This is a genomic window from Tepidibacter formicigenes DSM 15518, from assembly GCF_900142235.1.
Taxonomy (GTDB): domain Bacteria; phylum Bacillota; class Clostridia; order Peptostreptococcales; family Peptostreptococcaceae; genus Tepidibacter; species Tepidibacter formicigenes.
Genome location: NZ_FRAE01000057.1, coordinates 1 through 15,786, shown reverse-complemented (window position 1 = coordinate 15,786; position 15,786 = coordinate 1). Strand labels below are relative to the sequence as shown.

Sequence of the window (15,786 nt, the reverse complement as noted above, 5' to 3'; positions counted from 1 at the left end):
TAGATTCAAGAGAAAAATTTCTTTTACGTCCAAAATTAGAATAATATTTTTGATAAAAAGAAAGTGGGATGAAATCACTAATATCAAAAAAATGATTTAACATAGAAAGTAAATTGTATTGATTTTGATTAAAAAACTTTTCAAAATCAGAAGAAATATTAGAAAAGTTTAATTGTTTAGCTTGAACTGGCATAAGTTTTTCCTCCTTTTTTCATTTTGAGTTATACACATCTAGTTAATGTATATATACCCAAAATGGGGGAAACTTAGCCATTTCTATAAATTTAAATGTAGTATTTATGCGAGTTGTAGAGTTCTGCAACGAGCTATAGGTTTTTTTTGTTAGGGGGAGAGATTATATGAAAAAAATACTAATTTCAGGGACAAATAGTGGAGCTGGAAAAACTACTATATCTATGGGTATAATGGCTGCACTTAAAAAAAGAGGTCTTAAAGTTCAACCTTATAAAGTTGGGCCAGACTATATTGATACTTCTTACCATACATTTATAACAGGAAAAAAATCTAGAAATTTAGATTCTTATATGCTGGATGATGAAATAATAAAATATCTATTTATGAAAAACTCAAGAGAAATAGATATTTCTGTAATAGAAGGAGTAATGGGTCTTTATGATGGATATGGAATAGATATTAATTCATGTACAAGCTCATATACTTCTAAAATACTAAAAGTTCCTGTAGTTTTAGTTATTGATGGAAAGAGCATGGCAACATCTGCAGCTGCTATGGTTTTAGGATACAAGGAATTAGATAAGAATGTTGATATAAAAGGGGTAATCGTAAACAATATATCTTCAAAGGGCCATTTTGAAATAATAAAAGAAGCTATAGAAAAATATACAAATACTAAAGTTTTAGGCTATCTTCCAAAAAACCTACAATTTTCCCTTCCTTCAAGACATCTAGGACTGATACCAACAATTGAAATGGAAAAATTAGAAGAGAATTTTTTAAACTTAGCAGATATTATAGAAGAATATATAAACTTAGATGAGTTGTTAAAAATTTCTGAGTCAGAAAGCTTAACATCAAATTATAATATAAAAATACCTAAATACGATAATTTAACAATAGCCATGGCATATGATAAAGCATTTAATTTTTACTATTGGGATAGTATAGACCTACTTAAAGAAATGGGAGTAAATATAGTAAAATTTAGTCCCATTAAAGATAAATGCCTTCCAAAATGTCATGGTATATATATAGGTGGAGGTTTTCCAGAGTTATTTGCTAAAGAACTTGAAACTAATAAAAGCATAAGAGGAGAGATAAAAAAAGCTCATGAAAAAAATATACCTATATATGCTGAATGTGGAGGACTTATGTATTTAGGAGAGAAGCTAATAGATAATGAAAATAATGAATATGAAATGGTTGGTATATTAAAGGGAAAAAGTATTATGACTAAATCTTTAAAAAGATTTGGATATTCTAAAGGAATTGCAATTGTTGATACAGTAATATCTAAAAAGGGAGAAATTGTACTTGGACATGAATTTCATCATTCTGAGTTTATATCAGATGAAAAATGTGCTTATAACATAGTAAAAGAAAGAGAAGGAAAAATAATAAAAGAGTGGATGGGTGGATACATAAAAGGAAATACGCTTGCAACATATCTTCATACTCATTTTTACAGTAACTTAAATATACCTATTAACTTTTTAAATAAGGCGGTAGAGAATATATGAATATAGTGTCTACTTATGTTGGATATGTATTAGATATTATATTTGGAGATCCTTATTGTTTGCCTCATCCAGTAATATATATAGGAAAACTCATAAAATTTATAGAAAATATTATAAGAAATATTACAAAGAGTAGAATTGGACTTAAAATGGGTGGTTTGGTACTAAATTTTGTAGTTGTAATTATAACTTACTTTACAACCTATTTTATATTGAAAATATCTAAAGGTATAAATTATTATCTTTATATAATTTTAAATACATTAATTATATACACAACACTTGCAACTAAATGCTTAAAAGATGAAGCTGTTAAAATATATAATGTTTTAAAGGAAGGAGATATAATAAAAGCTAGAAAACAGTTATCTTACATAGTAGGAAGAGATACACAAAGTCTTTCAAAGAATGAAATTATAAGGGCTGTGGTTGAGACTGTTGCAGAAAACACTGTAGATGGAATAATATCACCTATGTTTTATTTATTTATAGGGGGTGCACCTCTTGCCATGGCATACAAAGCAGTAAATACATTAGATTCCATGGTTGGATATAAAAATGAAAAATATATAGATATGGGGTTTGCATCTGCAAAAATTGATGATATTGCAAATTTCATACCTGCTAGAATTACAGCTTTTATTATGGCTTTATCTTCAATATTTTTAGGATTTGATTACAAGAACTCTATAAAAATAGCAATAAGAGATAGAAAAAATCATAAAAGTCCAAACTGCGCATATCCTGAAGGAGCAGTTGCGGGAGCTTTAAGAATACAACTTGGGGGAACAAACTACTACTTTGGAGAAAAGGTTTATAAGCCAACAATAGGAGATAAGCTTCGAGAAATAAATGAGGAAGATATAATAAAAACTAATAAAATAATGTATTTAACTTCATTTTTAAGCTTAATTATATTTTCAATAATTTATATTACGTTTTAAAGGAGGTTTATAATGAAAAATATAGCTAAAATGGGAATGTTAATAGCACTTAGCTTTGTAGGTTCACTTATAAAAATACCAGGAACATCTATTGCTTTTGATTCACTTCCTGGATATTTTGCAGCATTATTCATGTCACCTATTCAAGGAGGCATTGTAGGATTATTTGGACATTTGCTTACAGCATATTTAAGTGGATTTCCATTATCAATATTAGTTCATAGTATACTAGCAATTGAAATGTTTGTTATTGTATTTTTATTTGGATATATTAAAAAAATTACAAATATAGTTGTAGCAATAATTGCTGGTACTATTATGAATGGAGTATTAGCAACATTATCATTAGTTCCTATAATAAGTATGAAAGTTGCTACTAGCTTAATTATTCCACTAACTATAGTTTCATTTGCAAATATAGCCCTAGCTTCACTTGTATATAAATCAATAAATAAAAAAAATATAAAAGGGGTTTTTATTAGATGATAAAGCTTGGTCATGGGGCAGATGTAGCTAGTATGATGTTAAAATATGGTAAAAAAGAAGATTATATATTAGATTTTAGCTCAAATATAAATCCTTATATACCTGAAAATATAGATAAGTACATACTAGAAGGGCTTAATTTAAGCACTAAATATCCAGATGTTGAATATTTAAATTTAAGAAAAAATATAGGGAATTACCTAGATTTAGATTATGAATATATAATACCAGGGAATGGGGCTAGTGAAATAATATATTTACTTATGAAAGTATTAGATGGACAACTTGGCATTGTAAATCCAACATTTTCAGAGTATGAAAGAGCTGCAAAGTCAAATAACATAAAAATAATAGATTTATATTTTGATAAAAACTTTAAATTAGATTTAGATAATATAAGAAATAATTTAGACAAATTTAAAGCATTATTTATATGCAATCCAAACAATCCAAGTGGAAATGTAGAAAGTTTAATTGAAATTCTTGAAATATTAAAGAAAAAAGACAAATTTTTAATAGTAGATGAAACTTTTATGGAATTTGTTTATGAAAGTGAAAAATATACATTAGTAAATTTAATAAAAGAATACGATAATTTATTTATAATAAAGGCTATTACAAAGTTTTTCGGCCTTCCAGGAATTAGACTTGGATATGGAATAACTAGTAATAAAAATATAATCAGTAAAATGTGGGAGCATAAAGAGCCATGGACTGTAAATTCTTTTGCAGAAAATATATGCAGTTACATATTTAAAGATAAAAAATACATAGAAAAAACTAAAAACTATTTCAAAGAAGAAATAAATTTTATGATAAAAGATTTAAATGAAATAAAGAATATAGAGGTATTTGAAAGTAGTACAAACTTTATACTTTTGAAGTTAAACAAATACAATTCAAGCTATATAAAGGAAAAATTATTTGTAGAAAAAAATATTTTAATAAGAGATGCATCTAATTTTAAAGGACTTGATACAAATTACATAAGAGTTGCAGTTAAAAAAAGAGAAGAAAATGAAGCTTTAATAAATGCACTAAAAGAAATATTGGGGGTATAATATGAAACACTTTGGAATTTGTCCAGGTTCATGTGGAGAGTTTATACAAGGGATGTTAGAAGATAGTGAGTATTTAGTATCTTATGCAGTAAACATGTATTCTAAAGCCCAGGTTGAAGAAAAAAGTGAAAACATAAGAAAAGGACCCTATAAAGCAAGAAAAGCTTTGCAAGAGGTTTTTAAATATTTCAATTTAGATGTGAAGGATACTAAAAATATATCTTTGAATGTAAAAAGTAATATTCCAATAGGGAAAGGAATGGCAAGCTCTACTGCTGATATAGGTGCTACTATAAATGCAGCTTTAAGTTTTTTAGGAAAAGAGTTAGACTCACATAAAATTTCAAAAATAGCTGCAAAAGTTGAGCCTACAGATTCTATATTCATAGAAAATAATTGTATTTTTAATCCATTAAAAGGAGAAGTTTTAAAGGAATTAGGATATGTAGATGGTATAAAGGTATTAGTTCTAGAGCCAAATGAGAAATTAAATACACAAAGTATACGAAGAAAGCAAGATTACTTTTTAAAAAAACAAGATAACAAGGAAAAAATAAAACAAGCTTTTAAAACTTTAGAAGAAGGATTTAAAAATAATGATTTAAAACTTATTGGAAAAGCAGCAACTATAAGTTCTATATTAAATGAAAATATTCATAAAAAAGATGGACTACATGAGATTATAAAAATAACTGAAGAATTTGGAGCTTATGGAGTAAATATAGCTCATAGTGGAACTGTTATAGGAATTATTTTAGATAAGGAAATGAATCATAAAAAGCTTGAAGAAAAGCTTATTTTAAGAAAGCTAAACAAAAAATATAAAAAAATATACTCTTTAGATGTAATAAGAGGAGGAGTAAGAGGGGGAGAATTATGGAATATATAAGAAATCCTAAAGAAATAGAAATCAAGAGCTTTGAAATAATAGAAGAGATAATAAAAGAAACTAGACCAGATTATGAATTTAAAAATGAGCTTGAGAAAAAGATTATTAAAAGATGTATACATACAACTGCTGATTTTGAGTATTTAGATATACTTAAAATTTCTAAAGATGCAATTGATAAGCTTATGAATAGCTTAAAATCTAATGCAACTATATATACAGATACTAATATGGCTCTATCAGGAATAAACAAAAGAAAACTAAAGGAGTTAGGTTGTAATATTAAATGCTTTGTAGCTGATGAAGAAGTTGCCAAAATAGCTAAAGAAAAAAGAATGACAAGATCTATGGCTGCAGTAGAGTTAGCTGCAAAAGAAAAGGGTAGAAAAATATTTGTAATAGGAAATGCACCAACAGCACTTTATAAAATACTTGAAATGAAAGAAGAAGGAAAACTAGACGTAGATGCAGTTGTAGGAGTTTCAGTGGGGTTTGTAGGAGCAGCAGAATCTAAAGATGAACTTGAAAAAAGTGATATACCTTATATTTTATCTAAAGGAAGAAAAGGTGGGAGTAATTTAGCTGCTGCTATTGTTAATGCGGTGCTTTATAGTATTTAGAACAAGAGGGATAAATATGGAAAAGTATGTATACATAGATGGAAAAAAATATAGAAGGGGCTACACCACAGGATCAACTGCAACTGGTGCTGCAAAGGCTGCTGCTCTTATGGCACTTAATAATAAGTTAGTAGAATATGTAGAAATAGATACACCAAGGGGAGTAAGACTTAATTTAAAAGTAGAAAATCAATCATTTAGAAAAAATGAAGCTGTTGCATCTGTTAAAAAAGACGGTGGAGATGATAAAGACGTTACCCATGGCATAGATATATTTGCAAAGGTTACTATTAATAACAGTGGAAAAATAACTATAGATGGAGGTATAGGAGTAGGAAGAGTTACTAAAAAAGGACTTAATATTACTATAGGTGATGCTGCTATTAATAAAGTTCCTAGACAGATGATAGAAAAAGAGGTAAGAAAAGTTGTAAATGATTTAGGAGCAGATATTATTATATACATTCCTAAAGGAGAAGAGATAGCTGAGAAGACATTTAATCCAAGACTTGGAATAGAAGGTGGTATATCTATAATTGGAACTAGTGGAATAGTTGAACCTATGTCAGAAGAAGGCTGGAAAAAATCTCTTTCTATTGAGCTTAAAATGAAAAGAGAACAGGGAATGAAAAATATAATATTAGTTCCAGGAAACCATGGAGAGAATTTTGTAGAGGAAGTTTTGAACATAGATTTAAAAAATGTAGTTAGAACTAGCAATTTCATAGGGTATATGTTAAAAGAAGCTGAGAGATTCGAATTTGAAAAAATACTTTTAGTAGGACATTTGGGGAAATTTGTAAAACTAGCTGGAGGTATTTTTCATACTCATAGCAAAATGGCAGATTGTAGAATGGAAATATTAGTAACACATTTAGCATTAATGGGTGCTCCTAAAGAGTTTTTGAGAGAAATATATATTTGTCCTACAACTGAAGCTGCAATTGAGCTTATAAAAGAGAGTGGATATGAAGATGTCTATAATATTATAGCGAACAAAGGAAAAGAAAAGGTTTTACAAAGATTGGATAAAAATATAGAAGTAGAAATGATTATATTTTCTATGGAGCTTAATATACTTGGGAAAAGCACTGGTGCAGATAATCTTTTGGAGGTATTTAAATGATAAATATAATTGGGATAGGGCCAGGAGATATAGGATTTTTAACTAAAGAAGGAGAAGAAATAATAAATGTTAGTGATGTATTAATAGGTGGAACTAGAAATTTAGAAATTTTTAGTGATTTTAAAGGGGAAAAAATTGAGATTAAAGGGAGTTTAAGGGATATTATTGATTACATAAATGAAAATAAACATAAGAATATATCGATAATAGCATCGGGTGATCCTAGTATTTATGGTATAGGAAAGTATATGGTTAGTGAGCTTGGAAAAGAAAATATAAACATTGTTTCAGGGATAAGCTCAATTCAATATTTATTTTCAAAAATAAAAATGGATATGAATGATATTTATATAAGTAGTTGCCATGGCAAAGAGCCTGATTTTGATTATATTTTATCTCATAAAAAAGTTTCTTTAGTTACAGATAAAAAAATAGGGCCAAAGGAAATAGCAAAAGAAATAATAAAAAGAAATTTAAAAAAGGTTATGGTAATTGGAGAAAACTTATCTTATGAAAATGAAAAAATAACAATAGGTACACCTGAAGATATACTTAAAATAAGCAAATTTGATATGAATGTAGTGGTGATATATGATGAAGGATAGTGAATTTTTAAGAGGAAAAGTTCCAATGACAAAAGAGGAAATAAGAATACTATCTTTAGAAAAGCTAAATCTAGAAAATGCCAAAACATTTATAGATGTTGGTGGGGGAACAGGAAGCATAAGTATAGAAGCAGCTTTAAAAAATAAAAATTTAGAAATACATACTATAGAGAGAAATGAAGAAGCCATAGAGCTTATAAATAAAAATATAGAAAAGTTTAATATAGAAAATATAAAAGTAATTAAAGACTATGCTCCAGTAGATAACTTTAATGAAAAAATAGATTCTGCTTTCATAGGAGGAAGTGGAGGGAATTTAAGAGAAATTATAGTATGGCTTAAGAATTTATTAAATGATAATGGAGTATTAGTTATAAACTGCATAATACTTGAAACTTTGAATGAAGTCTTAGAAATACTTAAAGAAGAAGGTTTTGAAGATATAGAGTGTATACAGGCATCAATATCAAGGCTTGAAAAACTTGGGAAAGGAAATTATTTTAAGCCTTTAAATCCAACATATATAATTTCATGTAAAAGGGGTAGATAATATGAAGATACATTTTGTAGGAGCAGGACCAGGAGATAAAGAACTTATAACTTTAAAAGGATACAAATTATTAAGTGAGGCTGATGTAGTAATATATGCAGGTTCTCTTGTAAACCCAGAGCTTCTTGATTACTGTAAAGAGGGTTGTGAAATACACAATAGTGCATATATGAATTTAGGAGAAATAATTGATGTAATGGAAAAGGGGGTAAAGGAAGGAAAATGCGTAGTTAGACTTCAAACTGGTGATTTTTCAATATATGGATCAATAAGAGAACAAGTTGAAGAACTTGTTAAAAGAGGAATAGGGTATACTTGTACACCAGGAGTTAGTTCTTTTTTAGGAGCATCATCTGCACTTGGAGTTGAATATACTGTTCCAGAAATATCTCAAAGTTTAATAATAACTAGAATGGAAGGAAGAACTCCAGTGCCACCAAAAGAATCAATAGAGTCTTTTGCTACACATCAAACTTCTATGGTAATATTTTTATCTGTTCAGGAAATAGACAAGGTAGTAAAAAGACTTATTGATGGTGGATATAGCGAAACAACTCCTATTGCTGTTGTTTATAAAGCTACATGGAAGGATCAAAAAATAGTTAAAGGAACTTTAAAGGATATAGTACCTAAGGTAAAAGAAGAAGGAATAAATAAAACTGCACTTATAATGGTAGGAAATTTTTTAGGAGAAGAATACAATTATTCAAAATTATATGATAAGGATTTTAAGCATGAATACAGAAAATAGAATAGCAGTAATATCTCTAACTTCTAATGGTAAAAACTTAGCTTTAAAAATTAAAAGTTATTTAGATGCTGATATATATGTTTCAAGGAAATTTTGGGAACAAGGATTAAAAGAGATAAATAAAAGTTTTAAAGAATTTATAGGGGATATATTTTATAAGTACGATTATTTAATATTTATAATGGCTATTGGAATAGTAGTGAGAAGTATCTCTAAATACATAGAAGATAAGACAAAAGACCCTGCTGTAATTGTACTTGATGAAAAAGGTGAAAATGTAATAAGCCTTTTATCAGGTCATATAGGAGGGGCTAATGAAATGACAATCAAAATAAGTGAATACTTAAATTCAAATCCAGTTATAACAACAGCTACAGATGTGAATAATAAAGGTTCACTTGATTTAATAGCTAAAAAGATAAATGGGTATATAGATAATTTTAAACAAAACATCAAGTACATAAATTCACTTTTAGTTGAAAACAAAAAAGTTGGAATATATATGGATGAATATTTTGATGTAGATACAAGAGGTTTTGTAAAAGTAGATAGTATTAATAATATAAAAAATTTAGATGCTTTAGTTTATATAACTAATAAAAAAAATATAGATTTAGAATTTAATAATTTAGTAAAAGTAGTTCCTAAAAATTTAGTACTGTCAGTAGGTTGTAGAAAAAATACAGATTTTAATTTGTTATATGAATCACTACTAAATTTTTTAGATAAAAACAATATAGATATTAACTCTATAAGTGAAATAGGAAGTGTTGATGTAAAAAAAGATGAAAAAGCAATAATAGATTTATCTAAAAAATTAAATATCCCATTTAAGGTTGTCAGTAGAGATGAAATATTAAAAATAGAAGATAAATTTTCTAAATCTGAGTTTGTTAAAAAATCCATAGGGGTATATTCGGTAGTAGAGCCTGTTGCCTATATATTGAGTGGTGGTAATTTGATTTTAAATAAAACGAAATACAAAGGAATAACTTTTGGATTGGGGAGATTAAAATGATTTACGTAGTAGGAATAGGACCAGGAAAAAAAGAGCTAATGACTTTTGAGACTGTAAATGCACTTAATGAAAGTGAAGTTATAGTAGGATATAAGACATATATAGATTTAATAAAAGAATTTATAAAAGATAAAGAAGTAGTTCAAAATGGAATGCGTGGAGAAATACAAAGGTGTAAAGATGCAATTAAAAAAGCTAAAGAAGGAAAAAAAGTTGCAGTAATAAGCAGTGGAGATAGTGGAATATACGGAATGGCAGGACTTATACTTGAACTTATAACTAAAGAAAATTTAGATATTGAGATTAAGATAGTTCCTGGAGTTACAGCAAGCATAGGAGCGGCAGCAGTACTTGGAGCACCTATTATGCATGATTTTTGCCATATAAGCTTGAGTGATCTTTTAACGCCATGGGATGTAATTCAAAAGAGATTAAAACTTGCGGCAGAAGCTGATTTTGTTATATGTCTTTATAATCCTAGAAGTAAAGGAAGAAAAGATCATTTACAAAAAGCATTTGAAATAATAGGTGAATTTAAAAGTGGAGATATACCAGTAGGAATAGTAAAAAATGTAGGAAGAGAAGGAGAATTTAAGCAAATAGTTAAATTTAAGGATATAGACTTTGAAACGGTAGATATGACTACTATTGTTATAATAGGAAACAAATCTACATATGTATATGAAGATAAAATGATAACACCAAGAGGTTATGTTCTATGATATTAGTTTTAGGAGGAACTAGTGATAGCTTAAAGGTATGTAAATTGTTGAATGAAAATAATAAAAAATTCATATTATCAGTTGCAACTGATTACGGAAAAGAAATTTCAAAAGAGTACTGTAGTAATATTGTTATTGGAAAAATGAATTTAGATGATATGATGAGTTTTATTAGTAAAAATAATATTGTTAGTATTATAGATTGTACACATCCGTATGCTGAAGAAGTTTCTAAAAATGCAGTAAATGTATCTGAAAAATTAAATATAAAATATTTAAGATATGAAAGACATTCTAGTGAAATATTAGAAAGTGAAAATATATTTAAAGTAAATAGTATAGAAGAAGCTTGTAAAATTGCTAATGAAATAGGAAATAAAGTGTTTTTAGCTACGGGGAGTAAAAATTTAGAATATTTTGTTGGGAATTTAAAAAATAAAGAAGTAGTAGTAAGAGTTCTTCCCACATCTTCTGTTTTAAAATCTTGTGAAGATTTAGGATTAAAACCAGATAATGTAGTAGCTATGAAAGGGCCTTTTTCGTATGAAATTAATAAAGCGTTATACAGTTTTTATAATGTAGATTTAGTTATTACAAAAGAGAGTGGAGTCGAGGGTGGATTTGAAGAAAAATTAAAAGCAAGTTTAGATTTAAATATAAAAACTATAGTAATAATGAGACCTAAAGTAAAATATCCAGATGCAGTTTTTAGTATTGAAGAATTGAAAAATAAAATAATGCATTCTCTTTAGATATTGGAGGGTAAGTTATGAGAGTAGCAGTTATAGGGGTTAACCATAATACAGCTCCTATAAAAATAAGGGAAAAAGTATCTTTTACGGAATCAAAAAAGATAGAAGGAGCTAATTTTTTATTAGACCATGGCATAAAGGAAGTAATTATACTTTCAACATGTAATAGAAGTGAGATATATATAGTAGCTAAAGATATAGAGGAAAAAATAAAAGTAGTAAAAGACTTTTATGAATATTTCTTTGATGAAAAAGAAATAAAAAAATATTTATTCATTAAAAAGCATGAAGAAGCAATAAATCATATATATACTGTATCATCAGGACTTGATTCTATAGTTCTTGGAGAAGATCAAATACTTGGACAAGCAAAAGAAGCGCTTTTGTTTTCAATGGAGCTTGGACTTAGTGGAAAAATTTTAAATAAACTATTTAGGGAAGCTATAACTACTGCTAAAAATATAAAAAATAAAACAAAAATATCAGAAAATCCGTTATCTATAAGTTATATAGGAATTAAGTTTTTAAAAGAGAAACTATGTTCACTTAAAAATAAAAAAGCTCTTGTGATAGGTGTAGGGAAGATGAGTAAACTTGCACTTAAGCATTTGCTTGAGGAAGATTTAAATGAGATTTATATGACTAATAGATCGCACAAAAAGGTGCTTGACTTAAGTAATGAATTTCCAAGAGTTAAACCTATTGAATATGAAAAAAGATATGAAGTAATGAAAAATGTTGATGTGGTAGTTACAGCAACAGCTTCTCCTCACACTATAATAAAAAAAGAGGATATGCCTAAAGTTAACAAAAATCTTTATATAATGGATATAGCACTACCGAGAGATGTGGAAGAAGGTGTAAATAATTTAGAGAATGTATATGTTTATGATATAGACAATCTTAAAAAAATATCAAATGAAAATGAAAAGAAAAGAATTGAACTTTCAAAAATTGCAAGAGATATAATTGATGAAAGTATAGAAGAATTTTTGGAATGGATGAAAAGTATAAAAGTAGATCCTACTATAAAATCATTAAATGAAAAATGTAGTGAGATAGAAAAGGATACTTTGGAGTACATATACAGAAAATTAGATTTAGATTCAAGAGAAAGGAAAATAATAGAAAAAATGTTGGGTTCAGCTCTTAAAAGACTTATAAGAGAACCAATTATAAAATTAAAAGAAACTAAAGATGAAGGAAAAGTACAAGAGTATATGAATATGATTGAGGAGCTCTTTGGATTTTAGGTGATATTATGTTTTATCCGATGATGATTAATTTAAAAAATAAGAAAGTTACTGTAATTGGTGGTGGAAAGGTAGCTTTTAGAAAAGTTAAAAAGTTTTTAGAGTTTGATTGTGATATAAAAGTTGTAAGTCCTTTGTATGTAGATAAATTTGAAAGCTTAAAGGATAAAATAACAATTATAGAAGATGAGTATAAAAAAGAATATATAAAAGATTCATTTTTAGTTGTAGCTTCAACATCGAATAAAGAATTAAATGAAGATATAGCTATTTACTGTAGAGAAAATAACATACTATGTAATGTGGTAGATGATATTAATTTATCCGATTTTATAGTTCCTTCAAGTATTAAAAGAGGAGATTTAGTAATAAGTGTATCTACTATGGGAAAAAGTCCATCCCTTTCTTCTAAAATAAGAAAAGAGCTTGAAGAAAAGTATGATGAAGAATATGAAGAATATGTGAATATATTGGGAGAAATGAGAGCTTTAGTGTTGAAAAAATGTAATGATGAAAGTGAAAAGAAAAAAATACTAAATGAAATAGTGAATTTGAATATAGAAGAATTGAAAAAGAGGAGATATGAGTATGAAAATAGTAGTTGGAACTAGGGGCAGTAAACTTGCTTTAAGTCAAACTAACTGGGTTGTAGATGTTCTTAAGAGAAATAATCCTCATATAGAGTTTGAGATAAAAATAATAAAAACTAAAGGAGATATTATTCAAAATGTATCTCTTGATAAAATAGGGGACAAAGGATTATTTGTAAAAGAAATAGAAGAAAAACTTTTAAATAAAGAAATAGATATGGCGGTTCACAGTATGAAGGATATGCCTTCAAATCTTCCGGAAGGACTTAAATTTGCAGCAGTTCCTAAAAGAGAAGATTACAGAGATATATTAGTTTTAAAAGAAGGATATAAATCTATAGATGATTTACCAATTGGAGCTAAAATTGGGACTGGAAGTAAAAGAAGAAAATATCAATTATTAAAATATAGACCTGATTTTAATATAGTATCTATAAGAGGTAATGTTGATACTAGAATAAGAAAAATAAAGGAAGAAAATTTAGATGGAGTAGTTTTAGCTGCTGCAGGACTTCACAGACTTAATATTGAAGATAAAATAAGCTATTATATACCAACTGATATAATTCTTCCAGCACCAGCACAAGGAGCATTAGCAATAGAAATACGAGAAAATGATGAGATAATAGAAGGTATAGTAAATTCCTTGCAAGATAAGGAAACTGAAATACAGGTTAAAGCTGAAAGAGCATTTTTAGAAGGTGTAAATGGAAGTTGTCATATTCCAATAGGAGCTCTTTGCAATATTAGTGGGAATGAACTAAAGATAGAAGGATTATTTGGAACTGAAGATGGGAGTAAAATAATAAAAAAATATATTAAAGGAAAACCAGAAGATGCAAAAGAATTAGGATTTAAACTTGCGCATATGATACTTGAGGAGATGGGAAAAGATGAAAGGTAAGGTTTATTTAGTAGGGGCAGGGCCTGGAGATTATAAGCTTATAACATTAAAGGCACTTGAATGTATAAAAGAAGCAGATGTAATAGTTTATGATAGACTTGCAAATGAGAAATTATTAAATACAGCAAAAGAAAACTGCGAGTTTATATATGTTGGAAAAGCATCTAGCAATCATACATTGACTCAAGATGAGATAAATGAGGTTATTGCGAATAAAGCCAAAGAAGGAAAAGTTGTAACACGTCTTAAAGGTGGAGACCCTTATGTATTTGGACGTGGAGGAGAAGAAGGAGAATATCTTTTAGAAAGAAATATAGAATTTGAGGTAATACCAGGTATTACTTCTGCAATAGGTGGACTTTGTTATGCTGGAATCCCTATTACTCATAGAGATTATGCTTCTTCATTTCATGTTATAACAGGACATTTAAAGGATGAAGAAAAAGAACTTAACTGGAAAGCTTTAGCGCAACTTGATGGAACTTTAGTTTTCCTAATGGGAGTTAAAAACTTACAAAATATATGTACAAATTTAATAAAAGAGGGAAAAGATAAGAAAACTCCAGTAGCAATAATAAACTGGGCTACAAGATATAATCAAAGAGTTGTAACGGGAAATCTTGAAAATATATATGAAATAGCTTTAAAAGAAAATATAAAGCCACCTAGTTTAATAGTAGTTGGAGATGTTGTGAATCTTAGAGGTAAATTGAACTTCTTTGAGAATAAACCTTTATTTGGGAAAAATATAGTAGTTACAAGAGCTAGATCTCAAAATAGTAAATTAGTAGAAAAAATAATAGATTTAGGAGGAAATCCTATAGAGTTTCCTACAATAAAAATAGAAGAGATAAAACCGAATACAGAACTAGAAAAAGAAATTAAAAATATAGAAAAATACAGTTATATAGTATTTACAAGTCAAAATGGAGTAGATATATTCTTTAACAAATTAGTAGAGTTAAATTTTGATGTTAGAAAACTAAGCGACTTAAAAATAGTAGCTATAGGACCAGCAACAGCAAAAGCTCTTAAAGATAGAGGAATAATAGCAGATATAGTCCCTAAGGAATATATAGCAGAATCTATATTTGATGAGCTAAAAGATAAATTAATTAGTAAAGATAATATTTTAATACCTAGAGCAAGTAAAGCGAGAGATTATTTAATAGAAAAATTAATTGAAATATGCTCAGTAAAGGAAATAAAAATTTATGATACAGTTCTAGGGGATGCAAATAAGGAAGAAATACTTGATTTATTAGAATCTAATGAAATAGATTATATTACATTTACAAGTTCATCTACTGTTAAGAACTTAGTTAAAATAGTAGGAGAAAAAAATTTAGAAAAGCTTAAGAATACAAAGTTAATTTCTATAGGACCTATAACGTCTAATACTGTAAAATCATTTAATTTAGATGTTTATAAAGAAGCTAAAGAATATACTATAAATGGTATTTTAAATACAATAAGTAATGATAGGTAGTTGCAAAATAGAGTGAAAGGTTATCCACAGAAAAATTGAGTTGAAATTACTAAATAGAAAGAGTTATTAACAGTAATATTCAAAAAAAGACGCAGTTAAATAAAGGTTCAGTAAAACCTTTTTAAAAAGGATATAGAGTTTAAAAAAACTTAAGCAATTAAAGATTTAATAGCAAGAGGATTGTGGATATTGTTAGTCTTAAACATTAAAACAAACGCAACTAACTGAGAAATACAAGCCAGTAAAACATCAGCTTTTAAAGAAACAGTATTTCTAACTTTAGATGATTTGATTTGAATAAAGTTTTT

General features: G+C 27.6%; 17 protein-coding genes and 1 pseudogene. 17 read left to right on the top strand and 1 reads right to left on the bottom strand.

Annotated features, from left to right (window positions below; all coding sequences use genetic code 11):
• Positions 1-193, bottom strand: a pseudogene (locus tag BUA77_RS10120) (ISNCY family transposase); the annotation flags it as partial.
• Between the two features lie 166 nt (positions 194-359).
• On the opposite strand from BUA77_RS10120, the gene BUA77_RS10115 reads away from it, so the two are divergent.
• The 17 genes from BUA77_RS10115 to cobA are packed head-to-tail and all read left to right on the top strand — an operon-like array spanning position 360 to position 15,478.
• A complete protein-coding gene (locus BUA77_RS10115) occupies positions 360-1,718 on the top strand; it encodes a cobyrinate a,c-diamide synthase (protein WP_072889806.1) in 1,359 nt (452 codons plus the stop codon).
• Positions 1,715-2,662 carry an adenosylcobinamide-phosphate synthase CbiB gene (gene cbiB, locus BUA77_RS10110; RefSeq protein WP_072889804.1) on the top strand — a complete coding sequence of 316 codons (948 nt, stop codon included), beginning with the start codon at positions 1,715-1,717 and terminating at the stop codon, positions 2,660-2,662. The genes BUA77_RS10115 and cbiB overlap by 4 nt, the downstream gene beginning before the upstream one ends.
• A 12-nt stretch (positions 2,663-2,674) precedes the next feature.
• Positions 2,675-3,148, top strand: coding sequence for an ECF transporter S component (locus BUA77_RS10105; protein WP_072889801.1), 474 nt, complete (start codon positions 2,675-2,677; stop codon positions 3,146-3,148).
• Entirely contained in the window at positions 3,145-4,209 is a 1,065-nt protein-coding gene (locus BUA77_RS10100) for a pyridoxal phosphate-dependent aminotransferase (protein WP_084605701.1), read from the top strand. The genes BUA77_RS10105 and BUA77_RS10100 overlap by 4 nt, the downstream gene beginning before the upstream one ends.
• A 1-nt stretch (position 4,210) precedes the next feature.
• Entirely contained in the window at positions 4,211-5,098 is an 888-nt protein-coding gene (locus BUA77_RS10095) for a GHMP family kinase ATP-binding protein (protein ID WP_072889798.1), read from the top strand.
• Positions 5,086-5,718: a cobalt-precorrin-8 methylmutase gene (locus tag BUA77_RS10090; protein WP_072889795.1), complete on the top strand. Its 633-nt coding sequence runs from the start codon at positions 5,086-5,088 to the stop codon at positions 5,716-5,718. The genes BUA77_RS10095 and BUA77_RS10090 overlap by 13 nt, the downstream gene beginning before the upstream one ends.
• A gap of 16 nt (positions 5,719-5,734) precedes the next feature.
• Positions 5,735-6,844, top strand: a complete 1,110-nt coding sequence (cbiD, locus tag BUA77_RS10085) for a cobalt-precorrin-5B (C(1))-methyltransferase CbiD (RefSeq protein ID WP_072889793.1) — start codon at positions 5,735-5,737, stop codon at positions 6,842-6,844.
• Positions 6,841-7,449, top strand: coding sequence for a cobalt-precorrin-7 (C(5))-methyltransferase (locus BUA77_RS10080; RefSeq protein ID WP_072889791.1), 609 nt, complete (start codon positions 6,841-6,843; stop codon positions 7,447-7,449). The genes cbiD and BUA77_RS10080 overlap by 4 nt, the downstream gene beginning before the upstream one ends.
• The gene (locus tag BUA77_RS10075; RefSeq protein WP_330390088.1) at positions 7,436-7,999 is read left to right on the top strand and encodes a decarboxylating cobalt-precorrin-6B (C(15))-methyltransferase; all 564 of its coding nucleotides are present in this window, start codon (positions 7,436-7,438) and stop codon (positions 7,997-7,999) included. Before BUA77_RS10080 ends, BUA77_RS10075 begins: the two co-directional genes overlap by 14 nt.
• Before the next feature lies 1 nt (position 8,000).
• Complete coding sequence (locus BUA77_RS10070; protein ID WP_072889787.1) at positions 8,001-8,750, top strand: cobalt-precorrin-4 methyltransferase; 750 nt, start codon at positions 8,001-8,003, stop codon at positions 8,748-8,750.
• Positions 8,734-9,768: a cobalt-precorrin 5A hydrolase gene (gene cbiG, locus BUA77_RS10065; RefSeq protein WP_072889785.1), complete on the top strand. Its 1,035-nt coding sequence runs from the start codon at positions 8,734-8,736 to the stop codon at positions 9,766-9,768. The genes BUA77_RS10070 and cbiG overlap by 17 nt, the downstream gene beginning before the upstream one ends.
• Positions 9,765-10,490 (top strand): precorrin-3B C(17)-methyltransferase, encoded by a 726-nt coding sequence (gene cobJ, locus BUA77_RS10060; protein WP_072889782.1) that lies wholly within the window; start codon positions 9,765-9,767, stop codon positions 10,488-10,490. The genes cbiG and cobJ overlap by 4 nt, the downstream gene beginning before the upstream one ends.
• Positions 10,487-11,242 carry a cobalt-precorrin-6A reductase gene (locus BUA77_RS10055; protein WP_072889780.1) on the top strand — a complete coding sequence of 252 codons (756 nt, stop codon included), beginning with the start codon at positions 10,487-10,489 and terminating at the stop codon, positions 11,240-11,242. The genes cobJ and BUA77_RS10055 overlap by 4 nt, the downstream gene beginning before the upstream one ends.
• 17 nt (positions 11,243-11,259) lie before the next feature.
• Positions 11,260-12,495, top strand: coding sequence for a glutamyl-tRNA reductase (gene hemA / locus BUA77_RS10050; protein WP_072889778.1), 1,236 nt, complete (start codon positions 11,260-11,262; stop codon positions 12,493-12,495).
• A gap of 8 nt (positions 12,496-12,503) precedes the next feature.
• Positions 12,504-13,106 (top strand): precorrin-2 dehydrogenase/sirohydrochlorin ferrochelatase family protein, encoded by a 603-nt coding sequence (locus BUA77_RS10045; protein ID WP_072889776.1) that lies wholly within the window; start codon positions 12,504-12,506, stop codon positions 13,104-13,106.
• Positions 13,084-13,989, top strand: coding sequence for a hydroxymethylbilane synthase (gene hemC / locus BUA77_RS10040; protein ID WP_072889774.1), 906 nt, complete (start codon positions 13,084-13,086; stop codon positions 13,987-13,989). Before BUA77_RS10045 ends, hemC begins: the two co-directional genes overlap by 23 nt.
• On the top strand, positions 13,979-15,478 hold the full coding sequence (gene cobA / locus BUA77_RS10035; protein WP_072889772.1) for a uroporphyrinogen-III C-methyltransferase: 1,500 nt from the start codon (positions 13,979-13,981) through the stop codon (positions 15,476-15,478). Before hemC ends, cobA begins: the two co-directional genes overlap by 11 nt.
• The last annotated feature ends 308 nt before the right edge of the window (positions 15,479-15,786 follow it).

Coding starts and splice junctions, on each gene's coding strand:
- BUA77_RS10115 (WP_072889806.1), top strand. CDS start 360: ATGAAAAAAATACTAATTTCAGGGACAAATAGTGGAGCTGGAAAAACT.
- cbiB (WP_072889804.1), top strand. CDS start 1,715: ATGAATATAGTGTCTACTTATGTTGGATATGTATTAGATATTATATTT.
- BUA77_RS10105 (WP_072889801.1), top strand. CDS start 2,675: ATGAAAAATATAGCTAAAATGGGAATGTTAATAGCACTTAGCTTTGTA.
- BUA77_RS10100 (WP_084605701.1), top strand. CDS start 3,145: ATGATAAAGCTTGGTCATGGGGCAGATGTAGCTAGTATGATGTTAAAA.
- BUA77_RS10095 (WP_072889798.1), top strand. CDS start 4,211: ATGAAACACTTTGGAATTTGTCCAGGTTCATGTGGAGAGTTTATACAA.
- BUA77_RS10090 (WP_072889795.1), top strand. CDS start 5,086: ATGGAATATATAAGAAATCCTAAAGAAATAGAAATCAAGAGCTTTGAA.
- cbiD (WP_072889793.1), top strand. CDS start 5,735: ATGGAAAAGTATGTATACATAGATGGAAAAAAATATAGAAGGGGCTAC.
- BUA77_RS10080 (WP_072889791.1), top strand. CDS start 6,841: ATGATAAATATAATTGGGATAGGGCCAGGAGATATAGGATTTTTAACT.
- BUA77_RS10075 (WP_330390088.1), top strand. CDS start 7,436: ATGATGAAGGATAGTGAATTTTTAAGAGGAAAAGTTCCAATGACAAAA.
- BUA77_RS10070 (WP_072889787.1), top strand. CDS start 8,001: ATGAAGATACATTTTGTAGGAGCAGGACCAGGAGATAAAGAACTTATA.
- cbiG (WP_072889785.1), top strand. CDS start 8,734: ATGAATACAGAAAATAGAATAGCAGTAATATCTCTAACTTCTAATGGT.
- cobJ (WP_072889782.1), top strand. CDS start 9,765: ATGATTTACGTAGTAGGAATAGGACCAGGAAAAAAAGAGCTAATGACT.
- BUA77_RS10055 (WP_072889780.1), top strand. CDS start 10,487: ATGATATTAGTTTTAGGAGGAACTAGTGATAGCTTAAAGGTATGTAAA.
- hemA (WP_072889778.1), top strand. CDS start 11,260: ATGAGAGTAGCAGTTATAGGGGTTAACCATAATACAGCTCCTATAAAA.
- BUA77_RS10045 (WP_072889776.1), top strand. CDS start 12,504: ATGTTTTATCCGATGATGATTAATTTAAAAAATAAGAAAGTTACTGTA.
- hemC (WP_072889774.1), top strand. CDS start 13,084: ATGAAAATAGTAGTTGGAACTAGGGGCAGTAAACTTGCTTTAAGTCAA.
- cobA (WP_072889772.1), top strand. CDS start 13,979: ATGAAAGGTAAGGTTTATTTAGTAGGGGCAGGGCCTGGAGATTATAAG.